Annotated in this window: 21 protein-coding genes and 2 pseudogenes; 4 read left to right on the top strand and 19 right to left on the bottom strand. The window is 50.6% G+C overall.

The features are described from left to right. Positions 1–9: 9 nt before the first annotated feature. The 8 genes from AC1WIP_RS00750 to AC1WIP_RS00715 all read right to left on the bottom strand — a co-directional run bounded on the left by AC1WIP_RS00750 (position 10) and on the right by AC1WIP_RS00715 (position 9,109). Positions 10–753, bottom strand: a complete 744-nt coding sequence (locus tag AC1WIP_RS00750) for a 16S rRNA (uracil(1498)-N(3))-methyltransferase (RefSeq protein WP_481140012.1) — start codon at positions 751–753, stop codon at positions 10–12. A 42-nt stretch (positions 754–795) separates the two neighbouring features. Beyond that, positions 796–1,782: a 50S ribosomal protein L11 methyltransferase gene (gene prmA / locus AC1WIP_RS00745; protein ID WP_481140011.1), complete on the bottom strand. Its 987-nt coding sequence runs from the start codon at positions 1,780–1,782 to the stop codon at positions 796–798. 52 nt (positions 1,783–1,834) lie between these two features. After that, positions 1,835–3,319, bottom strand: coding sequence for a hypothetical protein (locus AC1WIP_RS00740; protein WP_481140010.1), 1,485 nt, complete (start codon positions 3,317–3,319; stop codon positions 1,835–1,837). A 55-nt stretch (positions 3,320–3,374) separates the two neighbouring features. Continuing rightward, on the bottom strand, positions 3,375–4,541 hold the full coding sequence (gene dnaJ / locus AC1WIP_RS00735) for a molecular chaperone DnaJ (protein WP_481140009.1): 1,167 nt from the start codon (positions 4,539–4,541) through the stop codon (positions 3,375–3,377). Between the two features lie 173 nt (positions 4,542–4,714). Further along, entirely contained in the window at positions 4,715–6,586 is a 1,872-nt protein-coding gene (gene dnaK / locus AC1WIP_RS00730; protein WP_481140008.1) for a molecular chaperone DnaK, read from the bottom strand. Positions 6,587–6,623: 37 nt separating this feature from the next. Next, positions 6,624–7,343: a nucleotide exchange factor GrpE gene (gene grpE / locus AC1WIP_RS00725; RefSeq protein WP_481140007.1), complete on the bottom strand. Its 720-nt coding sequence runs from the start codon at positions 7,341–7,343 to the stop codon at positions 6,624–6,626. Positions 7,344–7,381: 38 nt separating this feature from the next. Next, complete coding sequence (hrcA, locus tag AC1WIP_RS00720) at positions 7,382–8,407, bottom strand: heat-inducible transcriptional repressor HrcA (RefSeq protein ID WP_481140006.1); 1,026 nt, start codon at positions 8,405–8,407, stop codon at positions 7,382–7,384. 249 nt (positions 8,408–8,656) lie between these two features. Beyond that, positions 8,657–9,109: a DUF6465 family protein gene (locus AC1WIP_RS00715; protein WP_481140005.1), complete on the bottom strand. Its 453-nt coding sequence runs from the start codon at positions 9,107–9,109 to the stop codon at positions 8,657–8,659. A 431-nt stretch (positions 9,110–9,540) separates the two neighbouring features. Between AC1WIP_RS00715 and AC1WIP_RS00710 the strand changes: the two genes are divergently transcribed. Next, positions 9,541–9,789: a hypothetical protein gene (locus AC1WIP_RS00710; RefSeq protein ID WP_481140004.1), complete on the top strand. Its 249-nt coding sequence runs from the start codon at positions 9,541–9,543 to the stop codon at positions 9,787–9,789. Positions 9,790–9,859: 70 nt separating this feature from the next. Continuing rightward, entirely contained in the window at positions 9,860–10,666 is an 807-nt protein-coding gene (locus AC1WIP_RS00705; RefSeq protein WP_481140003.1) for a prolipoprotein diacylglyceryl transferase, read from the top strand. On the opposite strand, the gene AC1WIP_RS00700 is transcribed toward AC1WIP_RS00705, so the two are convergent. From AC1WIP_RS00700 to AC1WIP_RS00660, 9 genes and pseudogenes are all read right to left on the bottom strand, one after another. After that, entirely contained in the window at positions 10,593–11,447 is an 855-nt protein-coding gene (locus AC1WIP_RS00700) for an undecaprenyl-diphosphate phosphatase (RefSeq protein WP_481140002.1), read from the bottom strand. The genes AC1WIP_RS00705 and AC1WIP_RS00700 overlap by 74 nt on opposite strands. A 36-nt stretch (positions 11,448–11,483) precedes the next feature. Beyond that, complete coding sequence (locus AC1WIP_RS00695) at positions 11,484–12,332, bottom strand: patatin-like phospholipase family protein (protein ID WP_481140001.1); 849 nt, start codon at positions 12,330–12,332, stop codon at positions 11,484–11,486. A gap of 17 nt (positions 12,333–12,349) precedes the next feature. Continuing rightward, positions 12,350–13,552, bottom strand: a complete 1,203-nt coding sequence (locus tag AC1WIP_RS00690) for a pyridoxal phosphate-dependent aminotransferase (protein WP_481140000.1) — start codon at positions 13,550–13,552, stop codon at positions 12,350–12,352. A gap of 41 nt (positions 13,553–13,593) precedes the next feature. Further along, positions 13,594–15,093 (bottom strand): glycerol kinase GlpK, encoded by a 1,500-nt coding sequence (gene glpK / locus AC1WIP_RS00685; RefSeq protein WP_481139999.1) that lies wholly within the window; start codon positions 15,091–15,093, stop codon positions 13,594–13,596. Positions 15,094–15,114: 21 nt separating this feature from the next. Next, positions 15,115–15,507, bottom strand: a complete 393-nt coding sequence (locus tag AC1WIP_RS00680; protein ID WP_481139998.1) for a DUF1667 domain-containing protein — start codon at positions 15,505–15,507, stop codon at positions 15,115–15,117. Between the two features lie 29 nt (positions 15,508–15,536). After that, positions 15,537–16,520: pseudogene (locus tag AC1WIP_RS00675) on the bottom strand (NAD(P)/FAD-dependent oxidoreductase); the annotation flags it as partial. Beyond that, the gene (locus tag AC1WIP_RS00670) at positions 16,517–18,028 is read right to left on the bottom strand and encodes an FAD-dependent oxidoreductase (RefSeq protein WP_481139997.1); all 1,512 of its coding nucleotides are present in this window, start codon (positions 18,026–18,028) and stop codon (positions 16,517–16,519) included. The gene AC1WIP_RS00670 and the pseudogene AC1WIP_RS00675, both read right to left, overlap by 4 nt. A 99-nt stretch (positions 18,029–18,127) precedes the next feature. After that, the gene (locus AC1WIP_RS00665; RefSeq protein WP_481139996.1) at positions 18,128–18,943 is read right to left on the bottom strand and encodes a polysaccharide deacetylase family protein; all 816 of its coding nucleotides are present in this window, start codon (positions 18,941–18,943) and stop codon (positions 18,128–18,130) included. 89 nt (positions 18,944–19,032) lie between these two features. Next, complete coding sequence (locus tag AC1WIP_RS00660; protein ID WP_481139995.1) at positions 19,033–19,509, bottom strand: cyclophilin-like fold protein; 477 nt, start codon at positions 19,507–19,509, stop codon at positions 19,033–19,035. Positions 19,510–20,251: 742 nt separating this feature from the next. Here AC1WIP_RS00660 and hflK point away from each other — a divergent pair. After that, positions 20,252–21,322 (top strand): FtsH protease activity modulator HflK, encoded by a 1,071-nt coding sequence (gene hflK / locus AC1WIP_RS00655; protein ID WP_481139994.1) that lies wholly within the window; start codon positions 20,252–20,254, stop codon positions 21,320–21,322. A gap of 16 nt (positions 21,323–21,338) precedes the next feature. Next, positions 21,339–22,217: a protease modulator HflC gene (gene hflC, locus AC1WIP_RS00650; protein WP_481139993.1), complete on the top strand. Its 879-nt coding sequence runs from the start codon at positions 21,339–21,341 to the stop codon at positions 22,215–22,217. 3 nt (positions 22,218–22,220) lie between these two features. Here the strand turns inward: hflC and AC1WIP_RS00645 are convergent, their stop codons facing one another. Together AC1WIP_RS00645 and AC1WIP_RS00640 are read right to left on the bottom strand one after the other, a co-directional pair. Next, complete coding sequence (locus AC1WIP_RS00645) at positions 22,221–23,210, bottom strand: aldo/keto reductase (RefSeq protein ID WP_481139992.1); 990 nt, start codon at positions 23,208–23,210, stop codon at positions 22,221–22,223. Between the two features lie 34 nt (positions 23,211–23,244). Then, a pseudogene (locus AC1WIP_RS00640) lies at positions 23,245–23,475 on the bottom strand (hypothetical protein); the annotation flags it as partial.

The following is a 23,475-nucleotide window of genomic DNA, read 5'->3' as shown; positions in this document are numbered from 1 at the left end:
CAGCATCCCTCACTGGCATTGGTACATAATCCAGGCCATCACCGCAAGCCCTGCCGTCTCCGTGCGCAGAATCCGCTTCCCCAAAGTCACAGGCACAATGCCCGCCTCTTTCGCAAGCTCTACCTCCTGCTCTTCAAAGCCTCCCTCCGGCCCGATAAAGACTGCCGCGCTCTGGCCAGGCTTCAGGCTTTCTATAAGCTGTCTGGTTTTGTCCATGTCCTGGGCAAGCTCATAGGGAATCAGCTTTACGTCCATGGAGGATGCAAGCTTCACCGCTCCTTCAAAGGACATCACCTCTGATACTGCCGGGATGATTCCCCGCCTGCTCTGCTTTGCCGCCGCCTGCGCAATGCCTTGCCAGCGCAGAACCTTTGCCCTTGCCTTTTTCTCATCCAGCCTCACCACGCAGCGCTTTGCCGCCACCGGTATGATTGCATGCGCCCCCAGTTCCACAGCCTTCTGAATGACAAGCTCCATCTTGTCCCCCTTGGGAAGCCCCTGGAACAAATAGACCTTCACCGGAAGCTCCACGCTGTCCTCCTTGATAAAACGCAGCTGGCAGATAATCCTGTCCTCATGAAGGGACACAATGCCGCAGCGGTACTCCCTCCCATCCTGCCCATTGTTTACAGCAATCTCTTCTCCCGCCTTCATGCGCAGCACATTCTTTATATGGTTCACATCCCCACCTTCAATCACAACACGGCGGTTCTCCACATCAATCTGGCCAGGCTCCACAAAAAACTGGTACATTCTGTCTCTCCTTGTCTATCCCTCACGAAAGAGCGTTTCCCATTACCTTTTTTGGGCCGTGACACTCACCCATTCTCCCTGATAATTCACCTCAAGCACTTCAAGGTCTGCCGCCTTCATCGCATCCGTCACCGTCTGCTCCTTATTGTCAATAATGCCCGAGGTAATATAAATACCGCCCTTTTTCAGATGCTTTACAATAACAGGGGTCAGCGGCACCAGCACATCCGCCAGAATATTTGCCACAACAATGTCGTACCTCTCATAGCCCGCCGCGTCTCGTATGGCCTTGTCCGTGATCAGATTACCTATCATCAGTTCAAACTGTCCAGGGTCAATTCCGTTTGCCGCACAATTCTGGGCCACGGCCTCCCTTGCACAGATATCCAAATCCGTGCCTACCGCATGCTTTGCCCCAAACATCAGGGCAAGAATCGCCAGAATGCCGCTGCCGGTTCCCACATCCAAAAGCTCTGTCTGGGGCGTAACATACTTGCGCAGCTGTCTGATGCACAGCTGCGTGGTTTCGTGCATCCCGGTGCCGAAAGCTGTTCCCGGATCAATATGAAGCACCAGCTTTCCCTTATCTTGGGCCTTCATCTCCTCCCAAGAGGGAATCACCAGGATATCGTCTATATAAAACTGATGAAAATACTGCTTCCAGTTATTGATCCAGTCTATGTCCTGGGTTTCCTCCACGGTAATACTCCCTTCCCCGATATCCATAAACTGTGCAAGCTCCGCAAGTTCCTCTTCTACACGGGCGAGAACCGTCCTTACATCTGTTTTCTCTCCCAAAAGCTCCAGGGAACCGTCATCCTTTTTTTCCACGAAAAAATTCAGGTAGGCAACCCCGTCATCCTCCGGCCCGTCCGGGAGAATGTCTACAAACATCTGCTCCTTTTCCAAGGCGGTCAGGGGCACCTTATCCTCAATCTGCGCTCCCTCCAGTCCTATGTCGTAAAGTGCGCTGATAATGATATCTTCGGCCTCCGTAACCGTTTTTAAACGAAACTTAACCCACTTCATGTAATCCGGCCTCCTTCTTTTATGAGAATTGTAAACCACCCTATTTTTCGTGTCAATGCTTTCCCTTGCGGCATATGCTTTCACATATACCTAATACGGCAAAAAACAGGGGGGTGCTGGTTACCTGCTGGAAGCTTATCAAGGAGTAGACTCCGTACAAAGCCAGAGCAAATATCCCCAGAGCCATCCCTCTGTAACGCCAAATGCCCCCAGCAAAAATGCCAAGGTACGCCAAAACTCCTGTCAATCCCAAATTCACCAAGTGGTTAAGCCACTCATTATGGGCATTTGCAAAAATAGAATCCGACCAGTGTCCAATGGGAGAAATAATATCGCGAACCGGGAACACGTCATAAATGTACTCCGCAAAGCAGTCCGGCCCCGCTCCCACAAGCTTTTGTCCCAAGTCAGCCTGCAAAAACCCCTCCCAGGCCAGCCGCCACAGACCTCCTCTGCCAGTGCCCCAATCATCCCCCCAGTCCATGGATGCTAAATAGCAAAAGCATGCGAGCACCGCACCGGCCCATATCAGTAATGAGCAGCCCCTTCTAAGCAGCCTCTGTGTTTTAGAGGGCATTCTCTTTTGTATGCCGTAAAACAGCAGAAATGCCGCCCCTATAAAAAGCCATCCCCACCATGTGACCAGCTCATAAGCCCGGCTGTCTCCGGGCAAGGCCGCTTTGCTTTGGCACAGCCAGATCAAAGCAGCCATCCCGGGCATGAGGAAGGCCGTTCCTGCCCCCAGCAAAATGCCTTTTTCAAAAATCTCTTCCTTCCTCCAGCCAAGAAGAAGGGTAATCCCCACACAGACGAAAGCAACAGCAATGCCCCCGGCACTGCCTTGAATGCACAAAAGCAGCAGTGACAGTACACTGACACCGTAGCACAGCAGCATTTTTCCCTTCCCCTTTCCGTACAAGAAGCCTGTTACAGAAAAAGCCAGGGCAACAGCATAATAGCCGCACAGCCAGTTGATATTGCCGATTGTGGACAGCATATGCGTGTATTCCCAGTCTCCCGGCCCAAAGGGAGCCAAAAGCCCCAAGGGGTCTATGCCCAGGCGGTTCAAAAGACCAAGGAGCGTCACCGCAAAAAGCGCCCCCAGCCCAAGATACATCGGATACGCTGCCGATCGGTAATTTCTGGAAATAAAGAAATACATCCACACAAAGAAAAGCTGCGTCAGAGCTCCCATATGCCAATCCTGGTATCCGTTCCAGGCTGTCTGCCTGTATCGGCTGCACAAAAACGACAGAAAAACCACCGCTGCGTAAGCCCCCATAAAAATATCCATGGAGCTGATGCTGCAGCCCTCCGGGAATTGTCCTTTTCTGCACACAGCCTTCCAAATACCCACTGCAATCCCCGACAAAAGCCACACTGCCGCACAAACCAGTGAAACATTGCGAAACAGCAGGTACTTATCATCCCCCAGCCGGTAATAGGTTCCTCTTGTATACAAAGGCAGCGCTGCCAGTATGGCTGTCAAATATAAATTGCACAGCATTTCCAGAAATTCTTGTCTGTTTCTCTCCATGTATCCCTCGACGCCAAAAGAAGGGACTGCCGGGGCAGTCCCTTCTATGCAAGCCTTATTTCCAAAATTTTCTTCTTTTTCCGTCCTTATTTTCGGTCTGCTCCTGGCCGGATGCGTTTTTAGCAGCGTTCAGGGAGTCTCCCGTCACAGCGTCAAACTGCCTTAACAGCTCCTTGGCCTCATGGCTCAGCTTATCAGGCACCTGTACCACCAAAGTCACATAATGATCCCCCCTCACATCCTTATTTCTCCAGGAGGGAACGCCCTTTCCTCTCAAACGCACCTTTGTGTCCGTCTGGGTACCGGGCTTCACATCGTAGATGACCTTGCCATCCACCGTATCGATGAGAATTTCTCCGCCCAGTGCAGCCACTGCAAAGGATACCGGCACCGTGGAGTAAATGTTGAAATCCTGACGCTGGAAGATGGGATGCCTTCCCACAATCACCTCCACCAGCACATCTCCTCTGGGGCCGCCGTTGATGCCGGGCTCTCCCAGGCCGGGCATACGGGTGGACTGTCCATTGTCAATACCTGCGGGAATATCCACCGAATAGCGCTTGCGCATGGGAATGTATCCGGTTCCCCGGCAGTCCGGACATTTTTCCTTAATCACCTTTCCGGTACCCTGACAGTCCGGACAGGTCTGCACATTGCGGACTGTTCCAAAGAAGGACTGCTGGGTAAATACCACCTGGCCCTTGCCGCCGCACTTGGAACAGGTTTCGGGACTGGTTCCCGGCTTCGCACCGCTTCCGTTACAGGTCTTACAGGTTTCCTTCACCGTCAGGTCTATTTCCTTTTTGCATCCAAACACCGCTTCCTCAAAGGTGATGCGGACGCTGGTGCGCAGGTTCGCTCCCTTCATAGGACCGTTGCTGCGCGCTCTGCTGGAACGCCCTCCGCCGAAGAAATCACCGAAAATGTCACTGAATATATCACTAAAGTCAGTACCGCTGAAATCAAAGCCTCCGGCTCCACCGGCGCCGCCGTCGAACGCGGCATGGCCAAACTGATCGTACTGGCGTCTTTTCTCGGGATCACTCAAAACCGCATATGCTTCGGAGGCCTCCTTAAACTTCTTTTCAGCCTCTTTATCTCCAGGATTCATGTCAGGATGATATTTCTTCGCAAGAACACGATATGCTTTTTTTATCGCCGCTTCGTCCGCGTTTTTATCTACACCCAGAACCTCATAATAATCCCGCTTCTGTTCTGCCATAATCACACCTCATATAAAATGCGGTTTGCACAGGACATCTGCAGTCTTTCGACCGCTATGCCCTGTGCCCGCCAGCTTCAAAACACACTTATATAATTTAACACACTTTATTACGATAATCAAGTCTTAGTATCCGGCGCCCTAAAGGGGCGCCGCCGGAGATTTAACCAGCCTTATACTTCTCTGAAATCTCCATCAATTACATCATCCTCAGGAGCAGCTGTGCTTCCAGCGCCTGCCGCACCGCTCATGTCCGGTCCTGCCGCGCCGCCCTGCGCCTGCTGCATATTCTCGTACATCTTTGTGAACAGAGACTGAGCGCTGTTTGTCAGCTTTTCCTTTGCAGCCTTCAGCTCATCCACATCGCTGTCGCTCATCTCCTGATCCTTTGTTCTCTCCAGAATAGCCTTAACAGCCTCCAGATCAGCCTGAACCTGGGTCTTATCGCTGTCGCTTAACTTATCGCCCACCTCGTTTAACGCCTTCTCTGTCTGGAATACGAAGGAGTCCGCTTCATTTCTTGCCTCAACCGCTTCCTTTCTCTTCTTATCCTGTGCCTCAAACTCAGCTGCTTCCTTTACAGCTCTCTCAATATCCGCATCGGACATATTGGAGCCTGCCGTAATGGTGATGTGCTGCTCCTTTCCGGTGCCCAGATCCTTTGCAGATACATTCACAATACCGTTTGCATCGATATCAAAGGTAACCTCGATCTGAGGGATTCCTCTGGGTGCGGGAGGAATGCCGTCCAGACGGAACTGTCCCAGAGACTTGTTGTCCCTTGCAAACTGTCTCTCACCCTGGACTACATTGATGTCCACTGCGGTCTGATTGTCCGCTGCCGTTGAGAATATCTGACTCTTCTTTGTAGGAATCGTAGTATTTCTCTCAATCAGCCTGGTTGCCACGCCGCCCATAGTCTCGATGGACAGAGACAAAGGAGTGACATCCAAAAGCAGAATATCGCCTGCGCCTGCATCGCCAGCCAGCTTGCCGCCCTGAATGGATGCGCCGATTGCCACGCACTCATCAGGATTTAAGGACTTGCTGGGCTCTTTGCCGGTCAGCTGTCTTACCTTATCCTGCACTGCAGGAATACGTGTGGAGCCACCCACCAAAAGCACCTGGCCTAAGTCTGCGTTGGTTAAGCCTGCATCCTTCATTGCATTCTGCACAGGAACCGCCGTCTTGTCAACCAGATCTCTGGTCAGCTCATCAAACTGCGCACGGCTCAAATTCATGTCAAAGTGCTTGGGGCCCTCAGCGGTAGCCGTGATGAAGGGCAGGTTAATGTTGGTGGTCATTGCGCTGGAAAGCTCTTTCTTTGCCTTCTCTGCTGCTTCCTTCAGTCTCTGCATTGCCATCTTGTCGCCGGACAGGTCTACACCCTCAGCCTTCTTAAATTCGGAAATCATCCACTGGATAATCTTGTTGTCAAAATCATCGCCGCCCAGATGGGTATCACCATTGGTAGCCAAAACCTCAATGACGCCGTCGCCAATCTCGATAATGGATACATCAAAGGTACCGCCGCCCAGGTCGTATACCATGATCTTTTGTTCCTTCTCATTGTCCAGGCCGTAAGCCAGGGCAGCTGCCGTAGGCTCGTTGATAATACGCTTTACGTCCAAGCCTGCAATCTTTCCTGCATCCTTGGTAGCCTGACGCTGTGCGTCATTGAAATATGCGGGAACGGTAATGACAGCTTCTGTCACCTTCTCGCCCAGATAGCTCTCAGCATCCGCCTTCAGCTTTTGAAGAATCATTGCAGAAATCTGCTGAGGAGAATATTTCTTACCGTCAATGGTGCGCCCGTTGTCAGTACCCATATCTCTCTTGATGGAAGAAATGGTCTTTTCCGCATTGGTCACGGCCTGACGCTTTGCAGGCTCTCCTACCAGTCTCTCTCCTGTCTTTGTAAACGCCACTACGGACGGCGTGGTTCTTGCGCCCTCTGCGTTTGCGATAACGGTGGGTTTTCCACCTTCCATAACAGCCACACAGCTGTTGGTCGTTCCTAAGTCAATACCAATAATCTTGCTCATATCTAAGCCCTCCTGCTATTCTAAATCTAAAATTATATTATTCTACAACTGCAACCATACTATGTCTAACCACCGTATCCCGGTAGGTATAACCTTTTTGAAGCTCCTGTGCAATCACACCGGATTCATATTCCCCACTCTCCACCTGCATTACGGCATTGTGCAGATTGGGATCAAATTCGCAGCCCACTGCTTCAATGGGCTTAACGCCCAGACTGTCAAGCTCTGTGAGCAGCTGCTTGTAAACACGGTTCATGCCGTCCACAAAGGGGTCCTCCCTTTTTTCCTCCGGCACCGTGGCCAAGCCTCTCTCGAAATTATCCACCACTGGAAGAATCTTCTCAATGACGCTTCTGGCTCCTGTTTCAAACATAGCCTGCTTCTCTCTTTCGGTCCTCTTGCGGAAATTTTCAAACTCCGCCATCTGACGTTTGACCCGGTCCTCCAGCTGATCTATTTTTTCCTTGTAGGCATCCGCTTTTTTCTCCTGCTTTGCCTGTTTTTTGGCAGCCTTCTTCTCCGCCCAGGTCATGGAGCCGTCTCCGGCCCGCGAAGCGGTATCCTCTGCCTCCTCTTCCCGATCCGTCTCCTCCTCATCCGGATTGGACTCATGGGAATCATCATCCAGGGGATTTCCTCCCCCGGAATTATCATTCTGAGGAGAATTGTCCTGCACACCATCTGCCGGGTTTGGTTCCCCGCAGACATCTTCAGGCTCTTTTTCCTCCTCCAGCCTTTCCTTTTCCTGCTCTGCCATTTCTACCTATCCTTTCTGCGCTTTATACCGCATTTTCTCTACTTTTTATACAAATCATCCAACTGGCTCTGTATGGTCCTGAGTGTACGGATCACCTTGTCGTAATCCATCCTCTTGGGGCCTATAATTCCTATGGTTCCCCGCATTCCCTCTCCTATTTCATAAGTTGCGGTGACCACGCTGCAATCCTTCATGCTCTTTACCGGCGTCTCGTTTCCGATATACACCTGAATGCCTGTGTTTTCCTCATCCGCCAGGGTATCCATAACCAAATTCCCCAGCTGCTTTTTTTCCTCAAAAGTATTAATCAGCTCACTGGCTCTCTCCTGATCAGCCAGCTCCGGGTAACGGAAAATATTATTGGTACCGCTTGTGTAAATCTCCAGATCTTCCTCCGCTCTGATGGCATCGGCCACGGCATCAATTACGCTGCTTACCAGAAAGCTGTGGATTCCCGCCTGCTGTTTCATATCTGAAATCATTCCCAGATTGATTTCATCTATGGACAACCCATTCAGATGGGTATTCAGCAAAATGTTTAATTTCAGCAGCGTCTCATCGTCCAGCTCCTGATCCACGGAAAGAATGTTGTTTTTTATCACATTTCCCTCCACCACGATCACCGCCAGAATGTGTCCGGCATCCACTCGGGACAGCTGCACAAATTTCACCTTGTTGCGGTGAGTGGAAGGGGCGGATATCATAGTTGCATACTGTGTGTTCTGGGCCAGAACCTTGGCCACCTGCTTAAGCAGGGTTTCCATTTTGTCCTGCCTTTCCACCAGCATATCCTTCATCTCCACCACCTCGCGCTCCTTCTCGGCCATCATGGTATCCACGTAAAAACGGTAGCCTTTGTCGGAAGGTATCCTGCCCGCCGAAGTGTGCGGCTGGAGAATATATCCCATTTCTTCCAAATCCGCCATTTCGTTCCGGATGGTTGCGGAGCTTAGATTCAGGTCGGTGTCCTTTGAAATGGTTCTGCTGCCGACCGGTTCTCCTGTCTCAAGATAATTACGGATAATGGCCTGCAGGATTTTTGTCTTTCTCTCATCTAACTGCATTCCTATCCTCCTCGTCCGCTGAAACGGACATCCATTCATTATTTGAAAGGTGCTTTCAAACTTTTTCCAGTTGTTAGCACTCGACAAGGAGGAGTGCTAACATCCTCTTAACCTAAAATATCACTAAGACTATATGTTGTCAACAACTTTTAGCGAAAATAATTATAAAATAAATCTAAAGCATCAAAAAAGCACTGCCTTTCCCTTGCAGGAAAACCAATGCTTTTCTTCCTTAAAAAATTATGTAGATTAAATATAGAAGCTTCCCGTATGATCGCCGTTCATTACATAGTAAACCATGCTCTCCTCGGGCTTCACATAAAGCTCTACGCTGGTCAAATCCCCTGCCTTCTGCTTCAGGTCGTATTTCCATACGTCCTTGGCAATCTGGAGCAGATCCTCCTGGGAATAGGACTTACCCTCAAACTGCACATAAACTGTGCTCTTAAGCTCTGCCTTCTTTGCGGGCTCCTTTTTAGCTGCCGTCTTTCTTACCGCAGTCTTTTTTACCGCAGTCTTCTTCACAGGCTCCTTTTTCTCAGGCTCTGCCTTGGCTGCCTCCGTTTTTACTGCTTTCTTTACTGCTTCTGCCTTAACCGCTGTTGATGCTTCCGTCTTTTTTGTTTCTGCCTTAATCTCTTCCGTCTTCGCAGCTGCTTCCTTTGCCGCCGCAGGGGTTACTGTCTTCTTGGTCACTGCCATAGCGATATCTCCCTTCTTTCACAGATAGACAATTGTTTTCAGACTCCTCACAAGTTATTTCAACCTGCCGCAAGATAGGTTTTACTTGCTGTGATTAGTTTATTACTTTCACGAAAAATTGTCAACTGCTTGAATGGGGAAACTACGGTTTTCGGGGCTTTCATGTCTTTATTTCTTCAAAATAGCGCAAAATATCAGAAAATTGTCACTATTTGTCGACGGATTTTCCTTTACAATCCTGTGGCAGCGCAATATCATAGATCTGTGAAGGGGAATTGTTTCGGACAGCGGCCAGCATGCTATGGCCGCTGTCTTTGCGGCTTCATGCCCTATTATTCCTGCAGCCTTGCGGCAAGCATTGACAAAATATGCCTCCTTATTATAAAATTTATGCAAATCATCAATTTAACAAGGATAAGGAGGAGAAAGTGATGGGAGTCGCTTCATTGGTCTTGGGTATTCTGGCCGTTGTAATCGGTCTTTTTTCAGCCGGTTCCCTTGGATGGCTGGGCGCCATCATGGCAATTATCGGCATCATTTTAGGCGCTCTTGGGAAAAAGGATCCTGCTAACAGCGGGGTTTCCACCGCCGGCCTGGTGCTTTCCATTATCGGCCTGATCTTATGTCTGCTGCTTTACATTGCATGTATTGCCTGCATCGGCGGTCTGGCCGCTCTGTAAAACTACATTTTTTGAGGCTCTTATGGGAAACATAAGAGCCTCTTGTATTGCTGACAGATAGGAGCACACTATGCAGATCTATTTTCACCTGTTTGGACATTCCATTCCCGCCTACGGCCTTTTGATCGTCCTGGGCGTTATCACTGCAAATCTGCTTGGCGCAGTCATTATCCGCAGATACCGCCTGGACTTCAACGACTTTATCATATTGGAGGCCTACGCCTTTCTGGGCGGTTTTCTGGGCGCCAAGGTCTTGTACCTGGCAGTTTCCTTTCAGGACATAGACTGGTCCAGAATCCTTGAACCCGCTTATTTTAATTCCCTGATGCAGGGAGGCTTTGTCTTTTACGGAGGGCTCATAGGCGGCATCGCTGCAGTGCTGTGCGCCTCCAGGCTTCACAAAATCCCCTGGGGCCCTTATCTTCGCCACTGCATATTTCTCATTCCACTGATTCACTGCTTTGGCAGAGTGGGCTGCTTTTTTGCCGGATGCTGCTACGGAATCCCCTGGGACGGCTTGTTTTCCGTTACCTTTCCCCAAGGCTCTCTCGCCCCGGCGGGAATGCCTCTCTTTCCAGTGCAGCTGGCGGAGGCCTTTTGTCTTTTAGTCCTCTCCCTCCTTCTGCGGTATCTGGACACCGTCCTTACACATTTTTACGCAGTGGAAACCTATTTGATTTCCTATGGAATCATACGTTTTGTACTGGAATTTTTCCGGGACGACTCCGCCCGGGGAAAGCTGCTTTTTTTGTCCACCTCCCAGTGGATCAGCCTTCTCTTAACCGGCTGCTGCCTGTACCTGCTTAAGCGCCGCGCAGGCCAAAGTAAAGCAGCACCAAAATCCCCAGCACAATCCGGTACCAGCCAAACACCTTGAAATCATGCCTCTTGATATATCCCATCAAGAATTTAAGCACCGCCAGGGATACCACAAAGGCTGTCAGGCACCCCGCAAGCAAAAGCGCAAGCTCTAAGGAAGTAAAGGCAAATCCGAATTTTACCACCTTTAACAGACTGGCCCCAAACATCACTGGAATAGCCAGAAAAAAGGTATATTCCGCAGCCACGGTTCTGGATACGCCGATCAGAAGTGCGCCCACAATGGTTGCGCCGGAGCGGGAGGTTCCGGGAAATACAGCCGCTATCAGCTGAAAGACGCCGATCAAAAGCGCCGTCTGGTATGTAATGTCCGCAAGGGCCGTCACCTTAGGCGTCCTGTTCTGATTCCAGCTCTCGATCACAAGGAAAGCGACGCCAAACACAATCAGCGCCACAGCCACACAGAAATAGTTATAGAACAACGCGTTGAACACATCGTCAAACAAAAGGCCGATCACCGCAGCCGGAATACAGGACACCAATATCTTAAGCCACAGGATTACAATGTCCATCCTGAGAAAAGAGAGCGCCCCCTTTTTTCCTCCTCTCTCCTTTCTTGTCAGCGCAAAGGGCCATATCTGCTTCCAGAACAGGACCACCACCGCAAGAATGGCCCCCAGCTGTATCACCACGTCAAACATGTCAAAAAAATTTTCGCTGGTGCCCTGAAAGGGCAGAAACTCCTCCAGCAAAATCAAATGTCCTGTGCTGCTTATGGGAAGCCACTCCGTAATGCCCTCCACAATTCCATAGATAACTGCCTTTAAAATTTCTAACATAGCTTCCTCTCAACCTTCCTGATTTTTCTGAGGGTCTTAAGCCTCCAGATACTGCATAAGCGACTCATAACAGGCCGCCGCATCCTCATAGCCCTCTTTATAAAGCGCACGGAGCTTTTCCTTGTCCTTCTCCACTCTGCCCACATCACTCTTTTTCTGGGGCTGTATCACAAAGGCCTGCCCGTTTTCCTTCTGTCTTTCAATATATGCAAGGGTCTCGTTATAATTGATATGCCGCGTGGACATCAGCTGGTACACCTTGGGATACTTTAGGTAGCGCAGCTTAATCAGCTCCAGATGCTCCGAGGGCTTCCGCTGATAGCCGGTCTCCTTTGTCATCACCACCACATTTTTCACATTGCCGTCCAGGATGGATTTCTGCAGGGGAATGGAATCGCTAAGTCCACCGTCCAGATAATAATTTCCATTGATCTTCACATTTCTGGAAACCAGGGGCAGAGAGGCAGATGCCCTGATCATATCAATATCCCGCTTCATATCCCGGATACGCAGATATTCCGCCTTTCCCGTCCGAATGTTGGTCACCACGCTGAAGGCCTTTCCCCGATAGGCGTTAAAGGCCTCATAATCATAAGGCCACAGGTAGTCCGGAATCAGATGATAGCACATCTCTACATTGAACAGATCTCCTGTGGTCAAAAGGCTCTCCACACTGCAGTATCTTCTGGTGTCCAGATAATCCACCATCACATCAATGGCGCGTCCTCTTTGCTTTGACAGAAAACTGCACATATTGCAGGCTCCCGCCGATACGCCGTACACACTGGAAAACTCCAGGTTCTTATCCAGAAAAAAGTCCAGAACACCGGAGGTGTAAACCCCCTTCATGCCGCCTCCCTCAAGCACTAAGCCTGCCTGATACATAGGCTCTTTCCTCCTTTTCATCCCCTTTTGGGGTATCCGTATTCTTCCGCCGCAAATCTACGCAGCGCCGGAAGGGAGCGCTGTACCTTTTCCGTTTCCATGCAGTATGCCATCCGGAAATATCCCGGCGCTCCAAAGGTATCCCCGGGCACAAGAATCAGATCATACTTTAACGCCTTTTGGCAGAACGCAACGGCGTCCTCCTCCAGCGCCCTGGGAAAAATATAAAAGGTTCCCCCTGGCTTTACACAGGTAAAGCCAAGCTCTGTCAGCTCCTTATATAAAATATTCATATTCCTTTCATAAACCTTTAAATCCGCCGTCTCGTCCAGCACCTGTGCAACCGCCAGCTGAATGATGGAGGGAGGGCAATTATGCCCGATGCCTCTGGATATCTGGCCGCACATCTGAATCATAGTCTCAGCCTCGCTGCACTGGGGATTCACCGCAATGTAACCGATGCGCTCCCCGGGCAGTGAAAGAGATTTGGAAAAGGAATAGCACATGATGGTATTATCGTAAAACCAGGATACACAAGGGGCGTCCTCTCCCTCAAACACAATCTCCCTGTAAGGCTCATCAGATATCAGATAGATTTCATGGCCGTATTCCTTTTGCTTTTCCTTTAAAATATCCGTAAGTCTTTCCAGGGTCGCCGTGGAATATACCACGCCGGAAGGGTTGTTTGGGGTGTTGATCAAAACGGCCGCCGTCTTTTCTCCCAAAAGCTCCTCAAAGGCTTCAAAGTTAATCTGAAAGCGCTCCGTATCCGGGGGAACCACCTTAAGCACCGCCCCTGTCAAATCTACATAGGGGTGATATTCCGGAAAAAAGGGCGCAAAGGTGAGAATTTCATCCCCGGGCTGGGCCACCAGCCTGATGGCATGGGCCAAAGCCCCTGCCGCCCCAGAGGTCATAAAAATATGCTCCTTTCGGTAGTCTATCCCAAAACGCTTTTCCAGGGAGCGGGCTACGGCCTCTCTCACCTGCGTAATCCCAAGGCTTGGACTGTAGCCGTGCAGCTCCACCGGCTCCCTGGTAGCCAGCAGATGAATCATTTTGTCTGTAAAGGCCCTGGGTGCAGGCACGGAAGGATTCCCCAGACTATAGTCAAATACATTTTCATAGCCGATTTCGGCTCCTCTTGCCGCAGCAAACTCGGAAAACTGCCTGATCACCGATTTTCCTGACAGCATATCCTTATACTTTTGAACTAACATTTCTACTCCATTTCCGCACGGGACTGCCGTGCAAACTCATTTTAGCACTCTTCTTCCGCCCACACAAGAGCGCACCTTACGGCCTTCCTCCAGCCCTTTAAAAGCGCTTCCCTTTTTTCCTGAGACATAACGCAGTCAAAGACGGAGCCCATCTGCCAGTTTTCCCTGATCTCCTTTTGATCCTTCCAGTATCCTGATGCCAGTCCCGCAAGATATGCGGCTCCTAAGGCTGTGGTCTCCACACAGCTTGGCCTCTGCACCTGAATTCCCAGTATGTCCGCCTGAAACTGCATGAGAAAATCATTAGCGCTGGCACCGCCGTCCACCTTCAGGCTTTTTAAGGAAATGCCGCTGTCCTGTTCCATTGCCCGAAGCACATCCGCTGTCTGATAAGCGATGGACTCCAGCGTGGCCCTGATAAAGTGCTCCTTGGTGCAGGCTCTGGTAATGCCCACAATGGTGCCTCTGGCATATTGATTCCAATAAGGGGCTCCCATTCCCGCAAAGGCCGGAACTATGTAAACTCCCGCCGTGTCCGCTGCCTGTATGGCATATTCCTGGGACTGAGGGGCCGTTTTTATCATACGCATGCCATCCCGCAGCCATTGAACAGCCGCTCCTGCCACGAATACGCTGCCCTCCAGAGCATACTGGGGTTTTTCGCTGCTGCCCGCCGCCATCGTAGTTAAAAGGCCCGACTGAGACGCTATGGCCTGCTCTCCGGTGTGCATCAGCATAAAGCAGCCAGTTCCATAAGTATTTTTCACCTCTCCCCGGTCAAAGCAGCACTGTCCGAACAGGGCAGCCTGCTGATCCCCCGCCGCGCCTGCAATGGGAATAGAGCCGCCCAGAACGGAGGGAGCTGTATACCCGTAAACATGGCTGGACGGGTGTACCTGCGGCAGAAGGTTTTCGGGGATTCCAAAATAATCCAATATCTCCTGATCCCAGCAAAGCTTATGAATGTCATAGAGCATGGTTCTGGAGGCATTGGTAAAATCCGTCACATGAACGGCACCCTTAGTCAGATTCCAAATCAGCCAGGTGTCAACCGTGCCGAAAAGAAGCTCGCCCCGCTTTGCTCTTTCCCTGACCCCGGGAACCTCCTCCAAAATCCAGGCGATCTTGGAGGCGCTGAAATAAGCGTCTGGAATGAGCCCGGTACGTTCTCTGATCACCTGGTCAAAGCCATCCCGTTTCAGGGCTTCTATTTTGTCCGAGGTACGCCTGCATTGCCAGACAATGGCGTTGTAAACAGGTTCCCCGGTATTCTTGTCCCATAGAATCGTAGTCTCCCTCTGATTGGTGATGCCGATGCCCTCTATCTGTGCCGCAGATACGCCCTGCATCGCCATACATTCCGTCGCAACAGCAAGCTGGGAGGACCATATCTCCATGGGATTGTGCTCTACCCAGCCCGGCTTGGGATAAATCTGTCCAAATTCCTTCTGAAACATGGAGCACACATTGCCCCTTTTGTCAAATAGGATACAGCGGGAGCTGGTAGTCCCCTGATCCAATGCCATAATATATTTTTCCATATGCAGATACCTCTCTCAATGTTACTCCACACTCCTTGTGGCCACCATGTTTACGCCGGTGCCCGCCACATTCTCCAGCACCACCTCCCCCAGCTTTACGGGCAGTGTGACTGTGACTGCAGAAAGCTCCCTGATACATTCCATGATTTTCTCCTTTGGTATCTCCGAAGCCGTCTTTACCGGAACCATCCGGCCACGCCCTCCTGCCGCTCTGACAGTGGTTGTCACAATTCTGGTGGGGTTTGTCACTTCCTTTTCCCCGTAGGCAGCCCCTCTGGGGCATCGGTTCCCCGTGACGGTCACTGTTCCTTCTTCCTTTTGGGAAACAGTAAGCTCACACCCCACGGGGCAGCAGATGCAGGTAATCTTTCTGCTCTCCGCAAGGCCTATTTCAGTCTTGTTCTCCTTTTCCATTCCTTCCCTCATTTCCGCAGATAAACCTGCCTTACATACTCCGCCGCAGATGCTCCCGCCCGCGCAGCCTCCTTGGACACCTGATCTGCCAGCTCATGCACATGAAGCACATTCCCGCAGGCGAACACTCCGGCCACACTGCATTCCAGGTCCTGATTCACCACAGGTCCGCCGGTCTTTGCATCCATTTTCAGAGAAAGCTTTTCTGAAAGCTCATTTTCAGGAATCAGCCCGCAGGATAAAAGCAGCGTATCGCAGGATACCTCCCATTGTGTGCCTGGCACAGGGCTTCCCTTTTCATCCACCTTAGTCAGGGTCACTCCTTCCACTCTGTTTTTCCCGTGGATATTGCACACAGTGGTGTTCAAATACAAAGGGATTCCAAAATCTTCAAGACACTGCACAATGTTTCGCTTTAGGCCGCCGCTTTTGGAACGCAGCTCCGCCACACAATGCACCTTTGCCCCCTCCAGCACCATTCTTCTGGCCATAATCAGCCCAATATCCCCGGAGCCCAAAATGACCACCTCTCTGCCGGGGAGCCTGCCTTCTATATTTACATAATACTGAGCCGTACCGGCACTGTAAATGCCCGCCGGGCGGTATCCGGGGATATTTAAGGCCCCCCTTGGCCGCTCCCTGCAGCCCATGGCCAAAATCACGCCCTCCGTGATAATTTCCAAAAGACCCTCGGACCGGTTCATAGCGGTCACCCGTTTTCTGCCGTCTGCAAGCAGGGCAATATCTGTCACAATGGTCTGCAGCAGACAGGGAATCCCCTCCTGCTTCACCATCTGGACGTACCGCTCCGCATATTCCGGCCCGGTGAGCTCCTCTTTAAAGGTATGGAGCCCGAAGCCATTGTGAATACACTGGTTCAAAATCCCCCCAAGGTCCCTGTCCCGCTCCAGTAAAAGCACTCGTCTGCAGCCCTTCTGCCATGCGCCTAAGGCTGCTGCAAGCCCGGCCGGTCCTCCGCCGATAATGACCAATTCTTCTGTGCGTCTGATCATGCCATCCCCCCTTTTGCTTCCTCCCAAAAGCTGTCCTTATTATATCCGATGAGTATCTCGCTGCCCGGCTGTGCCTTTCTGATCAGAGAGGCATCTTCCTTCAGCTCCTGGGTCAGAATCTCCAGCACCTTCGGGGAGCAGAACCCAGCCTGGCATCTTCCCATGCCGGCCCTTGTGCGCCGCTTGACGCCGTCCAGGGTACGGGCTCCCAGGGGCCTGCGTATGGCATCCCTGATCTCCCCCTCCGTCACCAGCTCGCAGCGGCAGATCACATTGGCATAGGAAGGGTCCCTTTCGATCAACGCCCTTCGTTGGCTGTCAGAAGCCTCCGCCATACTGGGAATCCCCTTTCTGAAAGGATTAAAATCCTTCTTAGGCTTTGCAGGATAGGCTTCCCGGATGAGCTGCGCCACATATTCCCCGATGGCAGGGGCGCAGGAGAGCCCCGGGGACTCAATGCCCGCCACATCGTAAAATCCCGGCGCATCCTGTGCCTGGCCGATTACAAAATCGCCTGCCCTGCCGCCTTCCTCCAAATGGGCGCGCAGTCCCGCAAAGGAAGTAATTACCTGTTTTTCATCCAGACTCTCCACACTGGCCTTCCCCTTTTCCAGCACCTGCTTGATCCCAGGGGCCGTAGTGTTGGTGCCTTCCTTGTCAAGAATATCCTCCGCATTGGGGCCCACCAGAAGATTTCCGTGAACGGTTGGCGTTACCAGAATCCCCTTGCCCATTTTAGTGGGCAGTTGAAATACGGTGGATTGCACCAGGGAGCCGGATTTTTTATCAAAGAGGCAGTATTCTCCCCTCCTGGGCACAATTTTAAGCTTATATTCACTCACCATGTTATGAAGAACATCGGCGTAAACTCCTGCCGCATTTACAACCACAGGCGCTGCAAAGGTCCTGCCTCCTGCCGAAATTTCATAGACAAAAGCCTCTGCCGGCTGCTTTGGCCCTGAGTCCTGACGTCTGGCGATCCGGGTCACCTCATGAGAAAAATAAAAGTCCACTCCATTTTCCGCTGCATTTTCCGCCAGTGCAATATTCAATCCAAAGGGACACACGATGCCTCCTGAGGGGGCATACAGCGCTCCTGCAATTTTCCGGGAAATTCCCGGTTCCCTCTCCCATACCTGAGCCGGAGCCAATATCTGAAGGCCTTTTACGCCGTTTTTCTCTCCCCGCTCTAAAAGCTCTCCAAGTCCCCCCAGCTCCTCCTTATCAAAGCAAAGCACCAGGGAACCGTTTCTTCGAAAGGGAAAATCCAGCTCCTTTGACAGGGCTTCCATTCTTTCGCTGCCCCAGACATTAAGCCTCGCCTTAAGGGTGCCGCTTGGGGCGTCAAAGCCGGCATGGACAATGCCGCTGTTTGCCTTGGATGTTCCCTCGCACACATCCGATGCCCGCTCCAACACGGCAATCCGCCTATTGTCCCTGGAAAGCTCCCTGGCAGCCGCGCAGCCGCTGACTCCCGCTCCAATGATAATAATGTCATACCGCTCCATAGAAACCCTCCTATACGCAAAAGCGCCTGCCCCCACTTTGTTTATCGGTCTGCGGCAGACGCCTGTAAAATCCTCTATTTCATTTTCCCAAATTCCAGCCTAAATACTGTTTAAATCCGTCAGACTTCCTCCCTTAAGCTCCACGCAGGCTTTATCATTGACCTGAATCCATACGCTGAGAGCACCGGGATTGTATACCAGTCCATAGTCCGCCGAAAATTTCAGATTCGCGGCCGCCTCCATATAGTCTATAATTTCTATATTTGTGGCATACCAGATATCGTCCCTTCCGCCCATATACCGGCAGAATCCCTCTATCACGTCCCAGTTATTTCTGTCGTCAAACTCATAGCTGTGTCCCCACACATACATCAGCTTCAAGTACTGTCTCTTCTGAAAGCCCGCAAAGAATTCCGCAAGCTCCATCAGCTTTGGATCATCGTGATGACAGGTGGGATGCCACTCCATAGGATCCGAGGGCAGCGCAAAATCAGGAACGCTTTCCACCACTCTGGCATAGGCGATGCCCAGCTGGCGAAACAGCTGCTTGATCTGCTCATTATAGGAGCCGTTAGGATAAGCATGTCCTCTGACCAGCTTTCCCGTAAGCTTTTCAAGCCCCTTTCTGTCCTCCAATATCTCCTGCGCAGCCTCTGTAAGAGGACAGCGGGCAATGGTAGGATGGGTCATGGTGTGGGTGGCCACTTCATGTCCCTCATAAAGCTTTGCAATCCTCTCCGCCGGAATCCGGGGAGGATTCTCCATCAGTCCATAATTCAAGTTGAAGGTTCCCTTGATGCCATATTGGTTAAAAATGCCCACAAGCCTCTCGTCCTGAACCTTACCGTCATCATAGCTCATAGTGAGCGCCTTGGTCTTTCCCTGAGGAAAACAGGTATAGATTTTCATAGCCATTACTGCCGCCTTTCTTTCGCATGTCTGATATGTTAGTTTTATTATACTGCCGGCAGTCCTTGGATGCAAGTTATTACATGTTCCTATTGCTATTCTTCCAATGAAAATGTGACGTTAACATTCCCTCTGCCAAGTGCTTTCTTCCAGCCAGTCAGATTGTCTATTTTTCCGATCCGGGTGTAGCTCCAGGAATTGGAGCCGTAGAATATCACAAGCTGGCTTCCCTGATACAATACGATATCTCCGGACTGTGTCGTAATTTGTCTGTTGCTGGCAGGAAGACTCTGCCCAAGAGAGCCCACCTTTTCAAAGCCGGAATAGTCCCGCATTTCAATGGTAACAGGGCTTTTCTCCATCATTTCCAGAAAAGCAGCAACCGCCTCATTCTCTTCCAGCGTGGCAGTAAAGGTATTGCCGCCAATCTGCACACTCATTTTCGTAGTTACATCCTCCTCTGGTATCTGCTCTATCTGGCCGGACATCATTTCCCGCGTCTTATTTTCTTCTGATTGTTCTTCCTGCTTTTGAGACTGGGTTTCTCCAGTAAGGCTCTCAGCCTGCTCCATGCCTGATAGAGTCTCTCCTGCTTTCTCTGTCTGTGGACTATTTTCGCATCCCGCTAAAAGCACAGCAAGAATGAAAACACAGGAAAATAAAAAAGATAAATTCCTATTCATATATTTCACCACTTTCCTTTATTTTGTATTACGGAAGCAGACGCGCAAAAACAACTACTCCAAAAAGACACAAAACCACTCCAAAAATCCTGTTTATGGCATTGAGCCGGAATTCAGCCTCCCTTTTTTTGATAATTTTCATCAAGGCAGGCAGGACACCTTATCCAAAAGCTCCGACTTCTTTTCTCTCCATTTTCAGTGTAGCGACAGCCGGATTAAATATCAAATACTTATCTATTATTGATTTACATAGTCGAAACAAATAGAATGTATGTTCCATCTCTGAGAGGGAGACAAGGCTATATACTCTCCGCTCTTTAGATTATCTGTTTTAAATCAACAGCAGACACGATAAACACGGTATCGTGCAGTTTCTTTTATTGCACTTTTCCCTGCTTTCAGATAATATTGTAGTAAATGTGAAAAAGGCAAACACACAAGGATGGAAGGAAGGAATGTGAAAAATCACACTGTTGTGCTGATTTTTCACACGCGAATTTATTCGCGTTGGCTATATTGTTTCTGAGCGAAAACAAATAGCCATGATGGCAGACGCAAATTTAATATTTGCAATCTCGCTTTTGTGAGATTTTGCCTCTTCGCCACAAGTCGCTCAGAAATGAGGTATTTTATGTTTACAGATTCGTTCCGCAATCGGAAAAATGGATTTGAAACCATGGGAAACGGCACAGACGGGGGAAAGAATAACCGTTCTTCAGGAAACGGCGCCGCCTTTAAAGTTGCAGCGCTGATCATAGGCGTAATCATTATCGCTTTCCTGGCATTCAATTCCGCTTATCAAATCAGAGAGCAGGAGGAGGCCGTGCTGATCACGCTGGGAAAGGCCCAGGCAGTGACGGACCCGGGACTGCACTTTAAGATACCCTTTATTCAGCAGGTAAGAAAGGTAAACACCACCATACAGGGATTTGCCATCGGCTACTCCACCGACTCCAACGAGACGCAGGAAGCGGAATCCCTCATGATTACCTCAGACTATAATTTTGTGAACGTGGATTTCTTTGTAGAATACCGTTTCAGCGATCCCGTAAAGGCCGTATTTGCCTCCAGGGATCCAGTAGATATCCTTAGAAATATCAGCCAGAGCTGTATCCGGACGGTAATCGGCAGCTATCCTGTGGATGACGTGCTCACCACGGGAAAAAATGAGATACAGTCCGCTATCAAGGAAATGATTATTGAACGTCTGGAGGAACAGGATATCGGCATCCAGCTGGTAAACATTACCATTCAGGATTCCGAGCCCCCCACCGCAGAGGTGATGGAAGCCTTCAAGGCTGTGGAAACGGCCAAGCAGGGAAAAGAAACCGCTCTGAACAACGCAAACAAGTACCGCAATGAGCAGATTCCTCAGGCACAGGCCAGAGCGGACGGCATTATCAAGGATGCGGAAGCGCAAAAAACGGAACGCATCAACGAAGCCACCGCTCAGGTAGCCCGCTTCAATGCCATGTATGAGGAATACATTAAAAATCCTGCCGTGACAAAGCAGCGTATGTTTTATGAGACCATGGAGGAGGTGCTGCCTGATCTGAAGGTGATTATTGAAAGCCCAAGCGGCGATCTGCAGACCATCTATCCTCTGGAGTCCTTTGCCTCCTTCGGCGCGGACACCCAGACAGACCAGGTCCAGAGCTCTTCACAGACTGCCGCCCAGTCAGCAGGCAGCACAAATGAATAGGAGGTTTTGACAGCATATGAAAACCATGAAAAAAATGTTGCTGGCGGTGATTGTGCTTGCCGCCCTTGCGGCCGGCGCTTCCAGCATTGTAGTCACAAATGAAAACGAATACAGTCTGGTGCGCCAATTCGGCAAGGTGGATCACGTGGTGGACCAAGCCGGGGTAAGCTTCAAACTCCCTTTCATTCAGAGTGTGGATAAACTGCCCAAGGAAACACTTCTCTATGATCTGCCCTCCTCGGACGTGATTACAAGCGATAAAAAGACCATGATCTGTGACAGCTATATTCTGTGGCACATCACAGATCCCCTAAAGTTTGCCCAGACCTTAAACTCCTCCATCACCAACGCGGAGAATCGTCTGAACACCATTGTATACAACTCCACCAAAAATGTGATCAGCAGCAACACCCAGGATGATGTGATCTCCGGGCGCGATGGCGAGCTCTCTGCAGCCATTGTGGAAAATATCGGGGACACCTTGGACCAATACGGCATAGAGCTTTTATCCTTCGAGACCAAGCAGCTTGATCTGCCCAGTGACAACAAGGCTGCGGTCTATGAACGTATGATATCCGAGCGGGACAATATTGCAGCCACCTATACCGCCGAGGGAAGCTCCGAGGCGCAGATCATCCGCAACACCACGGACAGAGAGGTGTCCGTAATGCTTTCCGAGGCGGAAAAAAATGCAGAAATCCTCATTGCCGAGGGAGAGGCGGAATATATGCGCATTCTGTCCGAGGCCTATTCCGATGTTTCCAAGCAGGATTTCTACTCCTTTGTGCGAAGTCTGGACGCCTTAAAAGTTTCCATGGAGGGAGGAAACAAAACGGTAATCCTCTCGCCCGACTCGCCCATCGCACAGATTTTTTACGGAAGCGCAATGCCTTAAGCTTTATTTCAGGATTTCGTCGATCCTTTTTCGCTCCTCCTCAGAGAAGTTCGCAGCATGGACAATCCCGATATTGTCCATGATCTGCGATACCTTGGAGGCACCGATCAGCACACTGGTAATATCCCCGTCCCGCAGTATCCAGGACAGCGCCATCTGAGCCAGGGTCTGGCCTCTCTGCCCTGCAATCTCATTCAGAGCCTGTATCTTTTCCAGAGTCTCCGGATTGACTGCACTTTCCTTTAAAAATCGGCCATCCCTCCGAATGCGGCTGTCCTGGGGTATGCCGTGCAGATATCTGTCCGTCAGAAGTCCCTGGGCCAGAGGGCTGAAGGTAATGACGCCGATGCCGTTCTTTGCCGCATAATCCTTCAGTCCGTCCTTTTCCATATCTCTTACAAACATGGAATATTTTCTCTGGTTTATGATAAAGGGCGTCCCCAGCTCCTTAAAGATACTGGAGATGGCTATGGTCTGCTCCTTATTGTAATTGGAGATTCCAATATACAGGGCCTTTCCGTTTCTCACAATGCCGTCCAGGGCTCTTGCGGTCTCCTCCAAGGGTGTGTCCGGGTCAGGTCTGTGGTGATAGAAGATATCCACATACTCCAGTCCCATTCTCTTAAGGCTCTGATCCAGGCTGGCAACCAGATATTTTTTGCTGCCCCAGTTGCCATAAGGGCCCGGCCACATCTCATAGCCCGCCTTTGTGGCGATCACCAGCTCGTCTCTGTAGGCTCCCAGCCCTCTTTTCAAAATTCGTCCGAAATTTTCCTCGGCAGCTCCCGGCTGGGGCCCATAATTATTGGCCAGATCAAAGTGGGTAATGCCGTTGTCAAAGGCCGCCCGGCACATTTCCTCCATGGTGTCAAAATTTCCATTGGAGCCGAAATTGTGCCAAAGCCCCAGGGAGACCGCTGGCAGCAAAAGTCCGCTTGCCCCACAGCGGTTATACCTCATCTGGTCATAACGTTGTTCCTTCGCAATATACATATAAACTCCTTTCCAAAGCGCCGCCATTTTGCATTCATGCCACGCTCTTTTTCCTTCCGGTTCTCACCCGCAGCTTGCTGAACAGCAGATAATACACAGCAAAGAGAATGCTGGTCACTGTCCAGGTAAGGGGATAGCTGAACATAATATTATAAATATCCCAGCGCAGAGGAACCACTGCCATAATCCACACAATCCGCAGCACACATACGCCCAGACAGGACAGGATCATGGGAATCCAGCAGTCGCTGACTCCACGCAGGGC

The sequence above is a fragment of the Acetatifactor sp. genome (assembly GCF_982438285.1).
Note: the sequence above shows the minus strand (reverse complement) of the source record. Positions and strands in the feature narration are given on the sequence as shown.